We start from the raw sequence: 13534 nt of genomic DNA on the forward strand, positions 1-13534 counted from the left end.
CGATCGGGCGGCCCTTTCCTTTCGGCTGGGAGCCGGAAATCAGAAGCGGAATTTCACCGCTGCGCGATAGCTCTGATATTTCACATCTTTGCGCCAGAGCGTGGTGTCGGCCGACAGGGACAGGTCGACATTGCCGGTGGTGATCGTCAGGCCGCCGCCGGCCTCGCCCCAATTCTGGTCCGAACCGCCCAGTGCAAAGGGCGCCAGGCTGCCGGTGCCACCGACCAGATTGGCCAGGAAAAAGCCCGGCTGGTCATTGAATTCATGGACGAAGTTGGCGGTCACATAGGGTTTGAACCCGCCAGTGTTGGCCTTGACCGTGGCACCCAGGCGACCCTGCGCGCTGCGGATGGCATGGCGCTTGATCACCAACGCCGCATCGCCGCCATATTCGGCCAGGTTGCCCGAGCTGATATAGGCGCCGCGGATAGAGGCGCGCGGCACGATGCTGAAGGCGTCGCCGCCCAGCGCCTTGCTGAGGCCCAGTTCGCCCGACAGCGCCAGTTCCTGGTCGCTGCCATTGAGGGTGTAGGGGGTGACGCCGACCGCGAAGGAACGGCGCGAGCGGGTGGCGAGGGTGCCGGCGCTGGCGACGCCGTCCAGCTTGACGCCTGAGAGGTCGAAGGCGCCATAGACGGTGCCCTGATAGAGGCGCGCGCGCGCCGTGTCATTGGCGCCGGTATTGCCCTTCAGCTCGCTGAAGGAGGCAGCCAGGCCGATTACGCCATTGTCACCGAACGCCTTTTCGACGCCTGCCGCGGCATACCAGCCATCGAACTGGTCACGGCCGATTGGGACGGCGGTGCGCATTGGCGCGCTCTTGCCGTCCAGATAGCCGCCCGCCAGGAAGGCGCTCATATCGTCGGGCAGCACGCCTTCGCGCGTCGTCGTGTCGTCGCCGCCGCCCTGGTCCATGCCCAGGTCGATATTGTTGAGGCTGGCGGAGGCGAGCTGGATCGGCTGGCCGACCATCGTCAGCGTGCCGCCCATCGATCCGGCATCCAGCTTGGTCAGGCGATCGCGATAGAAGCGCGCCATATTGTCGTTGAGCACTTCGCCCATCGACGTCTTGAGCGCTTCGGTGCGCGGTGCCATCGCTTCGAACGTCGCCTGGACCCCGGCGACGCTCAGCAGGTCCGCTTCGCCATAAAGCGTGGCGAAACTGGCGTAGCGCGATCGGTTCTGGTCAAGCAGCTTGGCGAAGCTGGTCTGGTTCTGGGCGGCGGGATTGACGACGGCGGCATAAAGGCCCGCGTCGATCCGCACGCTGGCCGAATTTTCGCCATAGATCAGCACCGGCTTCAGCACCGCCGACAACTGGGCCGGGGCGGTAAAGGTGCCATCGATGCCGCCTTCCGCGGTCACGAACGTATAGCGATTGCCATAGCGGATCTTAGCGCCGGCAGCCTGGCCGAAGGCGACTTGGCCGCCCAGCGCCGCAATGCCGTTGATGGGATCGCCGACCGCGAGCAGCGACACGTCGCCATCGGCCTGCGCCGCGTTGATCGCTGCAGCAGTGCGCTGGTCGGCCGTGCCGCCGCCATCGCCGCCCCGCCAGTGTCGGGAATTTCGCCTTCGCCGTCGTCGCCATCATCCTCCACGAATTGCGTGGCCTTGACCGCCAGCACATCCGAAACGCCGTTGGCGCCCAGATCGATCTGGAGCGTGCTGCCCGACGTGAGCAGGGCATTGCCCTCGACGCTCAGCGTGCCGATGGTGCCGACGCCGCCGGGGGCGACAGTGCCCAGGATGTTGGTGAAGAAGGGGGTGCGCAGTGTGCCGCTGCCCGAGAGCAGGCCGGTCAGGAGGAAATAGTCGCCTGGCGTTTCGATCGTGCCATTGACGTTCACCACCCCGGCCAGATGGGAAATGTCCATAAGGCTGGTCAGCGATCCGGTGGTCGTGACGTCCAGCGCCGCGCCGGTGCCAGCGATGGTGAAGCGATCGACGGTGGCGTCGGTGTCGAGCGTGGTCTTGCCCGTGGCGCTCAGCGTCACGTCATAATAGCGGCCAATGATCCCCTGCGACGCCAACGGGTCGATATTATTGGGGACGAAATTGGTGGCGCCGGGCAGGCCGTTGGTCAGCGTCGGGCTGGGCAGGACGGCAGCGCTGTCGCCTTCGGCCTGCGCCTCATGCTCGGCGCCGTCGAGTAGCGTGACGGTTTCGGAATTGGGGCTGCGCTCCGCGATCTCGACCTTGCCGATGGCATTGGTGCGCGTGCCCGACCCGGCCGGGGTGGCAGCCGTGCCGCCCTCCTGGGTGACGGGCTGGCCGTTGACGATCAGCGTGTTGGTGCCGACGTCGTAGCAGACATCGTCGGGGCTGTAGCAGAGCTGACCGAATTTCGACGCGCTGTCTTCGCCGAACGCGCCCGCGCCCGGTGTCGTGGGGATACCATTCACCAGTGCGCCATTGCTGTCGATGATCCGGTAATTGGGGTCAAGCGCGGTGATCCAGTGGGAGGCGTCGCTCCACTTGCCGTCGCCGGCCTTGGCGGTGGCGTAGCGATAGGGGTTATTCTGCGCGATCCAGTCCCAGAACAAATAGAGCGGCTGGTAGAAGGACGAGCCGCCATAGGAACTGGCGGGCTGTTCGAGGAAGTAGCGGCTACCGCCCGACAGCACGCCTAATATGGTCTTTTCATCAAAGGCTTGGTCCAGGATCAGCGGGCCGCCCGAATCACCGCCGGCGGTGCTGCCTTCATTGGGCAGGGCGTCGTCCTTGAACAGGTTGAAGTCGAAGGGGTTTTCCCGCGTCGGATCGTCAAAATCCGTGTGATAGAGATTCTGGCTGTAACCACTGGCTTCGCCGAAGAGGAAGCTGTCGACATCGTCGAGCGAGCCCAGCAAGCCCAAGAAATTTTCGGCCGTCTTGCGGCGGAAGTCGATGCCATAGCTGTTGCCGGTCGATCCACTGCCGCTGCGGCCATAGCCGGTGATGGTCACATGATAGCCGGTGCCGCTCGTCTCGCTGATGGAGGACGGGGCAGGCAGGGCGGAAAACAACATCGTCCAGGTCGGCACATCGGATGCCGGCGTATCGAGCGTCGCCATCGCCACGTCGCCATAGAGGAAGCTAAGCGCCGGCGGGTCAAGCGAGTCGGGATGATAGGCGATGTTGTTGACGTTGTAGACGCTGAGCGCCGTGTTGGTCTGGAACCCGTTGCTAAGCCAGTCGATCAGGCCCGGCCGTGCGTTGTTCTGGAAGGCGAAGGCGACGGGCACGCCGCCATTGACGGTGCTGTAGTCGGCCGACGTCAGGTCGTTTACGCAGTGGGCGGCAAAAATGACGGCCCGCGGGTTGATCAGCGTGCCGGTGCAGACGAAGCCGTCGTCGCGGTACATGATGCCGACGCCGTTCACGTCGCTGCCGTCGATGATGTCGGCGGGGCTCTTATCGTCGGTCGGCACGACGGCCTGCGCCATCGGTGCGACGGTAAGGGCGGCGATGGCCGCAGATGCCAGCAAGGCAGGACGACTGACGCGCGCCAACAGGCCCGCACCATTCTTGCGAATGTGCATGATGTAAACTCCCCAAAGACCGATCGGGAAGCTAATCCACTGTATTGTCCAAGACAATCGGGCAATCATGAAAACCTGTGTCATGTATCCAAAACATCACAGCATGTCTGTTTTGTCCTAACGGCAATGGCCTCGACCAGGCGATCTTGTTCTTTGCTGATCCGAAACGAACCTGCTTTTGCGGGGGTGTGCGAGCTTTATCCTTAATCCTTCTTAAGACTTGCGCCTGCGGCCGTGCTGGCCGCGCCTTGCGCAACGCCCCATATCTGCTTAAGCATGGGAGCAAGTTCCGGTCGCCCTTTGGCGGCTGGCGATTATAGAAGCGAGTTACGGCATGGTGCAGCAGAGCCGCCCATCGCCGCAGAGTTCCGGCCCGGCCGGCCGTTATGCGGGCAAGCGCGCCCGTCCCGGTCCGGGCGATGGGAGCAAGGCTGCGGCCATTCCGCCCCCGTCGACGCAACGGGGTTTTCCGCCCCATGGCGCGCGCGAGCGTCGATCCTATGCCGCGATCGACCTGGGCACCAATAATTGTCGCTTGCTGATCGCCAAGCCATCCGCCGACGGCTTCATCGTCATCGACGCCTTTTCGCGTATCGTCCGGTTGGGCGAGGGGCTGGCCGCCACCGGCCGGATCAGCGATGCGGCGATCGACCGTGCGATCGCGGCGCTGTCCGTCTGCGCCGACAAGCTGAAGCGTCGGCATGTGACGCTGGCCCGATCCGTGGCGACCGAAGCCTGCCGCCGGGCGTCGAATGGGACGGAATTCATCCAGCGCGTCTATCGCGAGACGGGCATCGCGCTCGACATCATCAGTGCGCAGGAGGAAGCGCGGCTGGCGGTGCTGGGGTGCCATGCGTTGCTGGAGCCGGGCGACGGGCCGGCTTTGATCTTCGACATTGGCGGCGGATCGACCGAACTGGTGCTGGTCGATTCCAGCGGATCGGCCGGTGCGCCGCGGATCGTCGATTGGGTGAGCGCCCCCTGGGGCGTGGTGTCGCTGACCGAGAGCGAGGCGTTCGATCATGGCGATAGGGCGGAACGGCTGGCCGCCTATGACCGGATGCGCGCGCGGGTGAGCGAGGCTTTCGCGCCGCTCGCCCGGCGCCTGCCACAGGGGGCGGAGGATATCCGCCTGCTCGGCACATCGGGCACGGTAACGACGTTGGCCAGCCTGCACCTCAACCTGCCACGCTACGACAGGCAGGCGATCGACGGGCTGATCGTGCCGTGCGAATCGATGCGCGCCATTTCGCAGCGGCTCTCCACCATGGCGCTGGCGGAGCGGCAGAAGCTACCATGCATCGGCACCGAGCGCGCCGACCTGGTGGTGGCGGGCTGCGCCATATTGGAATCGATCCTCGACATCTGGCCGGCCGCGCGACTGGGCGTGGCCGATCGGGGGATTCGCGAAGGCATATTGCGCGGCCTGATGGACCGCGACGGAGGCATGATGTGAGGGGCGCTGGCGCAGGCAGGGTGCGGGTCAAGACCGCCAAGGGGCGCACGGCGCAGTCGGTGCGCTGGCTGGAGCGGCATCTGAACGATCCCTATGTCAAAAAGGCGAAGGCGGAAGGGTGGCGCAGCCGCGCCGCGTTCAAGCTGATCGAGCTGGACGAAAAATTTCACTTCATAAAGGGATCGAAGGCGGTCGTGGACCTTGGCGTTGCGCCCGGCGGTTGGGCACAGGTGGTGCGCAAGCTGGCGCCCAAGGCGGCCGTGGTGGGCATCGACCTGTTGCCGGTGGACCCGATCGGGGGCGTGACCCTGTTCGAAATGGATTTCATGGACGACAAGGCGCCGCAGATGCTGTGCGATGCGTTGGGCGATGCGCCGGACCTGGTGATTTCCGACATGGCGGCCAATACGGTCGGCCATGCCGCGACCGACCATCTGCGCACCATGGGCCTGGTCGAGGCCGCAGCCTGGTTCGCGGTGGAGAATCTGCGCAAGGGCGGGACGTTTGTGGCCAAGGTGTTCGCGGGCGGGACCGACGGCGAGCTGCTGGTGCTGCTCAAGAAGAATTTCACGACGATCAAGCACGCCAAGCCGCCGGCCAGCCGCAAGGGCAGCGTCGAATGGTATGTTGTGGCGCAGGGGTTCAAAGGGCGGCCGGACGAGCCTGCAAGGGGCCGGGCCGGAGAGCCGATAGAAGAATAGTTCAGTGATGGACTGACGGGGCAGCGGAGAAACGGGGGCATTTTTGGTCGCAACGGTATCGACGGTCGCCTATTTGGGGCTGGAGGCGCGCGCCGTAGAGGTGCAGTGCCAGCTGGTGCCGGGCCTTCCCAATTTCATCCTGGTCGGCCTGCCCGACAAGGCGGTGGCCGAAAGCCGCGAGCGGGTGCGTAACGCCATCGCCGCGATCGGCCTGTCGTTGCCGCCCAAGCGGATCACGGTGAACCTGTCGCCCGCCGACCTGCCCAAGGAGGGATCGCATTTCGACTTGCCGATCGCGCTGGCTTTGCTGGGCGCGATGGGGGTGATCGATGCCGAGACGCTGGCGGGCTATGTGGTCGTGGGCGAGCTGGGACTGGATGGGCGGACGGCGCCCTCGCCCGGCGTGCTGCTGGCGGCGCTCCATGCAGGCGAACAGGAAATGGGGCTGGTCTGCCCGGTCGCGCAGGGGGCCGAGGCCGCCTGGGCCGGGGAGGTCGAGGTCGTCGCTGCGCCGGATTTGCTGAGTTTGCTCAACCATTTTAAGGGAACGTCGGCCTTGTCGGCGCCGCAACCGGGCGTGGTGGAAGCGCCGGTGCGCGGCGCGGACCTGAAACAGGTCAAGGGGCAGGAGGTCGCCAAGCGCGCGCTGGAGATTGCGGCGGCGGGCGGGCATAATCTGCTGATGGTCGGGCCGCCGGGCGCGGGCAAATCGCTGATGGCAAGCTGCCTGCCGGGGATATTGCCCGACATGACGCCGTCCGAGGCGCTGGAAAGCTCGATGGTGGCGAGCGTCGCGGGCACGCTGGAGGGCGGACGGATCAGCCGGGCGCGGCCGTTCCGCAATCCGCATCATAGTGCGTCGATGGCGGCTTTGGTCGGCGGGGGCCTCAAGGCACGGCCGGGCGAGGTCAGCATGGCGCATCTGGGCGTGCTGTTTCTGGACGAACTGCCGGAGTTTCAGCGGACCGTGCTCGATTCGCTGCGCCAGCCGCTGGAGACGGGGGAGGTGACGGTGGCGCGGGCCAATGCGCATGTGACCTTCCCGGCGCGGGTACAATTGATCGCGGCGATGAACCCGTGCCGCTGCGGGCATCTGGGCGATCCGGCGCTGGCCTGCTCGCGCGCGCCGCGCTGCGCGGCGGATTATCAGGCCAAGGTGTCGGGTCCGCTGCTCGACCGTATCGACCTGCATGTCGAGGTGCAGGCGGTGACGGCCGCCGACCTGGTGCTGCCGCCGCCCGCCGAAGGATCGGCCGAGGTCGCGGCGCGGGTTGCGGCAGCGCGCAGCGTGCAGACCGCGCGCTATGCCGGGACCAAGACGCGCACCAATGCCGAGGTGGATGGCGAGCGGCTGGAGCAGGTCGCCGGGCCGGACGAGCCGGGGCGGCAATTATTGGCACAGGCGGCCGCGGCGATGAAGCTGTCGGCGCGCGGCTATACGCGCGTGCTGCGCGTGGCGCGCACCATCGCCGACCTGGCGGGCGCGGAACGGGTCGGGCGGGTGCATGTGGCGGAGGCGCTGAGCTATCGGCGAAGGGCACCGGTGAATTGAGGAGGTGGTTGTGGATGGAAGCGGGTGCTAGCAGACCTTGGAAGCTATGCTAAAGCTATCTCATGGGATTTAGCGACGCCTATGGTGACAGAAGTTTTAAGTTACTGCTTCTTGCAGGACCGATCTTGACTATGGGGGGCATTGTTGGCTGGAGTTTTACCCGACCACCTCCGATCCCTGATCCAGATGTAAAATGGAGCTTTGGCTGCTACGTTTCAAAGAGCGCCCCTCCAATTCTACTTAATTATGCTGGTTTCCATGCCGTCCAAAAGAGTGAGCTAACGCTGCCTTTCAAACTCGTTCGGAGCAAAATGGGCATAGTGCTGTCGATCAAAGCTCCTTTGAACTTGGCAAGAGAACAAGATGGATACCGGTATTACGTGGCAGATCGTAAGGGCGGACTATCCTTGAGTTTCTATAAAATCGACGGGGACCGTAGCTACGGTATTTTCGATGAAAGCCACCTCTTTCGCTTTCAAATCTACGCTGACGATCGCACTATCATGAGCTACGAACGTGCGAATAACACTCGGTGCGACCAAAAGCAGACACTCGGATAACCATCTGTGGACGCCCCGCGCGACGCAAGCGGTAATTTGGAGTATTTGGCGCGTAGTCGGATGCTGCCATCTGTCCGGCCTCTGATGCAGCGATGAAGGCTGCGGGCCCGTATGGGAGTTCGCGGATCGGAACCACATCACCCTAAGCGTGCTGATGAAGCACGGTGGTTAGCCCTGGTTCTTCCGTAAGCGGGGTCTGACGGCCGCCTTGCATGCCGGGCATTCGCCGGGATGATTGCCGCTCTTTGAGCGGGGGTGGCGGGTGTCGGACGAGATCGGGGATTCAGCGAGCTGTGCAGCGACTACTCATACGAGCGGTCGTATGAGTAGTCGGATAGAAGTCGTTAGCCGCGTGTCGGGCCGGCGGCGCTGGACGGTGGATCAGAAGCTGGCCGTGCTGCGGGATGCATTTGGCCCGGAGGGCTGCGTGCGCGCGGCCTGTGAACGCCATGATGTCGGCAGCGGCTCGATCTACACATGGCGGCGACAGGCGATGTCCGGTGAGCTTGCCGGGGTTCGCAAGCTGCCCGAGCCAGCCTTCGCTGAGGTCCGGATCAGCGAGCCGCCAGCGTTGCCCGCTCCCATTGCACCGCTCGTCCCCGGCTTGATCGGGATCGAGTTGCCTTCGGGTATCAGGGTGAGCGTGGATGCCACGGTCGATGCCGATGCCCTGTCGCGGGTGATCGGTATCCTGACACGATGATCCCGCTGCCACCATCGACGCGAATATTCCTGGCCTGCGGCGCGACAGACATGCGCAAGGGTTTTGACGGCCTTGCCGTGATGACGCAGCAGGTCCTGGAGCAAAGCCCGCATTCCGGCGCGCTATTCGCCTTTCGCGGCAAGCGCGGCGATCTGGTGAAGCTGCTCTGGTATGACGGCCAGGGCATGTGCCTGTTTTCCAAGCGGATGGACCGGGGGCGCTTTGTGTGGCCGTCGACCAAGACGGGGTCGGTGGTGATGACGGCGGCGCAGCTTTCGATGCTCTTGGAAGGCATCGACTGGCGGCGACCTGAACGCACTTTCACTCCTTCACTGGCGGGGTAAAACGCCCATTTTCTGGTGCTTTTATTAGCGTTTCGACCATCGATCTGCTATATGATCGTGGTGTCGGACGCAGGCCTTTCCACCCCTGATAAAGACGCTCGGATCGCCGAGCTTGAAGCTGCATTGGCAGCTGCCCACGCCGATATTTCCGCCCGCGACATCCTGATCGATACGCTGCGCGTGCAGATTGCGCGCCTCAAGCGGATGCAGTTTGGCAAGTCGTCCGAGAAGCTCGATACCCAGATTGCTCAGCTTGAGCTGGCCCTTGAAGAACTCGAAGGCGAGGCCATCGTCGCCGCCGCGCGTCGAGGCGATCCGGTAGCCGTCGATCGGCCATCACCGGTTCGGACGCTGCCAGCTCATCTGCCGCGCGAGGAGCAGCGGATCGAGCCCGAGCAGGGTAACTGCACCTGTCCCGACTGCGGCGGCGCGCTGCGGCCGCTGGGGCAGGATAGCGACGAGATGCTCGATGCCGTGCCGGTGCAGTGGCGCGTCGTTCGGACCATCCGCCCCAAATATAGCTGCCGGGCCTGCGAGAAGATCGTGCAAGCGCCCGCGCCGGTGAAGGCGATAGCGCGGGGCAAGGCGACCTTCAGCACCCTGGCCCATGTCGTCGTCTCCAAGTTCGACCATCACCTTCCGTTATACCGCCAGGCCGAGATCATGGCCGCGCAGGGCATCGAGATCGACCGCTCGACGCTGGCAGGCTGGGTCGGCCAGGCATCCGTGCTGCTCGATCCGATCATTAGCCGTATCCGCGAGGTCGGACTGACCGCTTCAAAGATCCACACCGACGATACGCCGGTCCCCATGCTCGATCCGGGACGTGGCAAGACGGCAACTGGCAGGCTCTGGGCCTATGCCGTCGACGATCGGGGCTGCGGTGCCATGACCCCGCCGCTGGTCTGGTATGAGTTCACCACCGACCGGACAGGCGCACATCCCCAACGGCAGCTGGCCAGTTTCACCGGCTATCTCCAGGCGGATGGCTATGCCGGATATGACAAGCTCTACGACACCAACCGCGTCACCGAGGTCGCCTGCTGGGCGCATTTTCGTCGCAAGATCTTCGACATCCACGCCACCAAGCCGACACCGCTCACCACTGATCTGCTGGAACGCATCGGCCTACTCTATGAGATCGAGGCGGAGGTTCGCGGCCACCAGCCCGATATCCGACGACGAAGCCGACAGGACCGTACCAAGCCGCTGATCGACGACCTGCGCCAGGCGCTCGACGATGCCCTGCGCCGTCTTTCGCCCAAGTCGGAGATGGCCAAGGCGATCGCTTATGGTTGCAAGCGCTGGATCGCGCTGACGCGCTTTCTCGACGATGGCCGCCTGGAGATTGATAACAACATAGCCGAGCGCGCCATGCGTTGCGTGGCCCTTGGCCGCAAAAACTGGTTGTTCGCAGGCTCAAAAACAGGCGGCGATCGGGCTGCGGCCATCTATTCCGTTATCGAAAGCGCCAAACTTAATGGCCTCGAACCGCAGGCCTACATCGCCGATGTCATCGCCAGGATCGCGGGCGAATGGCCTGCTGCCCGCTGGGATGAACTCATGCCGTGGAACTGGCGGCCAGATCAGCAACCGATCGCCGAAGCCGCCTGATCTGCGGCCTCCAGGCCCCGCTTACGTTCTTCCGACCCCGTCTCGCCGACTGTTGTGCCATACCCTCCTTCGACCGACTTACGCCCCGACGACCTCTGGTCCGCTTTGGCTTACGCCGCCGCTGCGACCGGAGCAGTGTAATCCTCATTCTTCATCATGAGCGCCCAGACGATGCGCGCTGTCTTGTTAGCGAGCGCCACTGTTACGAGCATGCGTGGCTTGCGCGCCATCATCTGCTCCAGCCATGATCCCTTGGGCGCGCCCCGCTTGCTCGCCTGCAACACCACGGCGCTGCTGCCGATGATCAGCAACCGCCTGAGCGTTCGCTCGCCCATCTTTGAGATCGAACCCAGCTTCTGCTTGCCGCCCGTCGAGTGCTGCCGCGGCGTGAGGCCGACCCATGCGGCAAAGTCACGTCCCTTGGCGAAGGTGCCCGACGGCGGCGCAAGCGCCAGGATGGCAGTTGCCGTGATCGGACCGATGCCCGGGATCGTCATGAGCCGGCGTGCGAGAGCATCTTCGCGCGAACGGCGCACAATCTCCTTGTCGAGTGCGGCGATCTGCCGGTCGAGCATCGCCAGGCTGTCGAGCAGAAGCATGCAGACCGATCGCACGCCCTGGGGAACAGCCAATGGATCGGCGAGCAGCGCGGCAAGCTTTTCCAGATGGGCCAGCCCCTTGGGCGCGATCCAGCCATACTCGGTCATATGGCCGCGCAGGGCATTGCTGATCTGGGTCCGCTGCCGCACCAACAGGTCACGGCCCCGGAACACCATTGCCGCCGCCTGCTGCTCCTCTGTCTTCACCGGCACGAACCGCATGCTTGGTCGCTGGGCCGCCTCGCAGATCGCCTCGGCATCGGCCGCATCGTTCTTCTGACGCTTCACGAACGGCTTCACATAGGCCGGCGCAATCAACCGCACATCATGGCCCAGCTTGAGCAACTCGCGCGCCCAGTGATGCGCGCCGCCGCATGCTTCCAGAACTACCTGGCAACGCGGCTGTGCTGCGAAAAACGGCAACAGCTTCGCTCGGCTGATCTTCTTGCGAAGAAGCACATGGCCCGACACATCTACACCGTGCGCATGAAAAACATGCTTGGCGATATCCAACCCGATTATGCTAACTTCTGACATGGACGCCTCCCTCAAGTGGTGTTCAACACCTCCACTTTGGCACATCGATACCGTCGGGGGGCGTCCACCCCATCACCCCTTTCCGTCATTCCCGCGAAGGCGGGAACCCATCTCCCAACCTTTCGACAGGGTGCAAAGGCTGGAGATAGATCCCCGCCTACGCGGGGATGACGGCGCGGGGATTAGGACCGTGTTGGCGGCGTGGCTAGTGACAAATATGTTTAGAAGCGAGGACGCGCATCCTCTCAACCGTTCGCCCTGAGCGAAGTCGAAGGGCTACACTGAGCATTGGCGAAGTGCCTTCACTGCGTTCAGGCGAGGGCTTCGACTTCGCTCAGCCCGAACGGAGAAGGGGTAATGCCCCTTGTTCTAGCGCCGACCTTACCCCGCGCTGTCGTTGGCGATCAGCTTCAGCTCTGCCGCCGGGGCGTCGCTGTCCTTGGGGCGGAAGCGGCCTTCGATGCGGCTGCCCGGTTCGATCGTGATGCGTTCATAGACGACGTCGCCGGTGATCCGGGCGCTGCTTTCCACCACCAGTTCCCCGGCGGCGATCGACCCGTCGACCAAACCGGCGAGACGCGCGCTTTGCGCGGTGACGTGGCCGGTGATGCGGCTTTCTGGCCCCTGCACCAGCGCGGCGCAGCTGATGTCGCCCTCTATCACGCCATCGACATGCAGGTCGACCGATGCGGCCAGGTTGCCGCTGATCGTCACGTCGTTGCCGATCAGCGAGAAGGGGATATGCTTACCCCCGGTCGCGGACGTCGGCGAAACGGGCCGTGGCGACTTGCTGGACTTGGAGAACATCTTTGCGGGCCTCCAGAAAAGGACGGGGATTGACGGCCTGACCGTTCAGCCGGACCTCGAAATGGAGATGGGTGCCGGTGGAGCGGCCGGTCGATCCCATGCGGCCGACCGTGTCGCCGCGCGCGACCCTTTGTCCCACTTGGGCAGCGAAGCCGGACAGGTGGGCATAGCGGGTCATGATGCCGTTGCCATGTTCGACTTCGACCACATTGCCATAGCCCTGGCGCTGGCCGACATAGCTGACCTTGCCATCGGCGGCGGCGGTAATCGGCTGGCCGTAGCGGCCGGGGAAGTCGAGGCCGGCATGGAAGGCGGCATGGCCGTTGAACGGGTCGCGGCGGTATCCGTAGCTGCTGGTCAGCATCGGTGCGGCGGTGGGCTGGCCCGACGGGATGGTGAGCAGGCTGCGTTCCAGAAATTCCATTCGCGACATGGCGTCGGCCAGACGTTCCAGTTCATCGGTCAGCGCGCCCTTGTCGCCCTTCCACGGGACGAAGGGTCCACCCTGGGCGCGGGCAGCGCTGCGGGCGAGATGGTCGGGGTTGAGGCCGAAGCTGCGGATCGCGGCGGCGGCCTTGTCCGCGCGGCGTTCGACCGCGGCGGTCAGTAGCGTGGCGAATTGACGCTGGCGCGCCTCCAGCCGGACCAGCGGCGCGGCTTCGGGCGCCAAGCTGATCTTGGCGGTCAGCGCGTCGGATTTTTCCGTCTTGGTCGGGGCGGCCATAACTGAGCCGGGCGCTTTGGCGTCCTGGTCGCCGAAATGGGTCTTGTAGAGATCGTCCATGAAGTCCTGGCGGGCTTCGAGATCCTGCGCCAGATCCTCGACCGACTTGCGATAGCCCTCGACCTTTGTGGCGGCGGTGGCGACCGATCGGCCCTGCTGCGCCAGCGCGGCGCGTTCCTGCGCGACCGAGGCGCTGCCGGCCAGCATCGACAGGGTCATGCCGCCCCAGCCGAGCAGCGCGACGGACGCCACCCCGATCGCGACAAGCTGCGCACGGCGAGAAATGCGGATGAACTTCACCTGGCCACCGGACCGGAGGAAAATCTCCCGTTCAGGGCATAGGGCGAGCAGCCGTTCCCGCAGGGGAGCGAGCCCCTTCTTCTTGTGATGCGACAATGCGACCCCGACTCTTT

Annotated in this window: 12 protein-coding genes; 7 read left to right on the plus strand and 5 right to left on the minus strand. The window is 64.5% G+C overall.

Features of this window, described 5'->3' with window-relative positions; translation table 11 throughout:
* Positions 1-39: 39 nt before the first annotated feature.
* Positions 40-1479, minus strand: a complete 1440-nt coding sequence (locus CEQ44_RS25370) for an autotransporter outer membrane beta-barrel domain-containing protein (RefSeq protein ID WP_144036358.1) — start codon at positions 1477-1479, stop codon at positions 40-42.
* Positions 1362-3524: a trypsin-like serine protease gene (locus CEQ44_RS25375; RefSeq protein ID WP_144036359.1), complete on the minus strand. Its 2163-nt coding sequence runs from the start codon at positions 3522-3524 to the stop codon at positions 1362-1364. Before CEQ44_RS25375 ends, CEQ44_RS25370 begins: the two co-directional genes overlap by 118 nt.
* A 334-nt stretch (positions 3525-3858) precedes the next feature.
* On the opposite strand from CEQ44_RS25375, the gene CEQ44_RS07975 reads away from it, so the two are divergent.
* From CEQ44_RS07975 to CEQ44_RS08005, 7 genes are all read left to right on the plus strand, one after another.
* Positions 3859-4980, plus strand: coding sequence for a Ppx/GppA phosphatase family protein (locus CEQ44_RS07975; RefSeq protein ID WP_088185183.1), 1122 nt, complete (start codon positions 3859-3861; stop codon positions 4978-4980).
* Positions 4977-5681: an RlmE family RNA methyltransferase gene (locus CEQ44_RS07980; RefSeq protein ID WP_088185184.1), complete on the plus strand. Its 705-nt coding sequence runs from the start codon at positions 4977-4979 to the stop codon at positions 5679-5681. The genes CEQ44_RS07975 and CEQ44_RS07980 overlap by 4 nt, the downstream gene beginning before the upstream one ends.
* A 43-nt stretch (positions 5682-5724) precedes the next feature.
* On the plus strand, positions 5725-7233 hold the full coding sequence (locus tag CEQ44_RS07985; RefSeq protein WP_088185185.1) for a YifB family Mg chelatase-like AAA ATPase: 1509 nt from the start codon (positions 5725-5727) through the stop codon (positions 7231-7233).
* 62 nt (positions 7234-7295) lie between these two features.
* Positions 7296-7793 (plus strand): hypothetical protein, encoded by a 498-nt coding sequence (locus CEQ44_RS24710; RefSeq protein WP_140419374.1) that lies wholly within the window; start codon positions 7296-7298, stop codon positions 7791-7793.
* Positions 7794-8115: 322 nt separating this feature from the next.
* Positions 8116-8496: a transposase gene (locus CEQ44_RS07995; protein WP_088185654.1), complete on the plus strand. Its 381-nt coding sequence runs from the start codon at positions 8116-8118 to the stop codon at positions 8494-8496.
* Positions 8493-8840 carry an IS66 family insertion sequence element accessory protein TnpB gene (gene tnpB, locus CEQ44_RS08000; RefSeq protein ID WP_006957496.1) on the plus strand — a complete coding sequence of 116 codons (348 nt, stop codon included), beginning with the start codon at positions 8493-8495 and terminating at the stop codon, positions 8838-8840. The genes CEQ44_RS07995 and tnpB overlap by 4 nt, the downstream gene beginning before the upstream one ends.
* Before the next feature lie 51 nt (positions 8841-8891).
* Entirely contained in the window at positions 8892-10454 is a 1563-nt protein-coding gene (locus CEQ44_RS08005) for an IS66 family transposase (protein WP_088185653.1), read from the plus strand.
* Positions 10455-10564: 110 nt separating this feature from the next.
* Here the strand turns inward: CEQ44_RS08005 and CEQ44_RS08010 are convergent, their stop codons facing one another.
* The 3 genes from CEQ44_RS08010 to CEQ44_RS08020 form a co-directional block, all read right to left on the minus strand.
* The gene (locus CEQ44_RS08010; RefSeq protein ID WP_088201808.1) at positions 10565-11590 is read right to left on the minus strand and encodes an IS110 family transposase; all 1026 of its coding nucleotides are present in this window, start codon (positions 11588-11590) and stop codon (positions 10565-10567) included.
* 381 nt (positions 11591-11971) lie between these two features.
* Complete coding sequence (locus CEQ44_RS08015; RefSeq protein ID WP_088184254.1) at positions 11972-12397, minus strand: polymer-forming cytoskeletal protein; 426 nt, start codon at positions 12395-12397, stop codon at positions 11972-11974.
* Positions 12336-13517, minus strand: a complete 1182-nt coding sequence (locus CEQ44_RS08020) for a M23 family metallopeptidase (RefSeq protein WP_176400322.1) — start codon at positions 13515-13517, stop codon at positions 12336-12338. Before CEQ44_RS08020 ends, CEQ44_RS08015 begins: the two co-directional genes overlap by 62 nt.
* Between the last annotated feature and the right edge of the window lie 17 nt (positions 13518-13534).

This window comes from Sphingobium sp. Z007, assembly GCF_900013425.1.
Classification (GTDB): domain Bacteria; phylum Pseudomonadota; class Alphaproteobacteria; order Sphingomonadales; family Sphingomonadaceae; genus Sphingobium.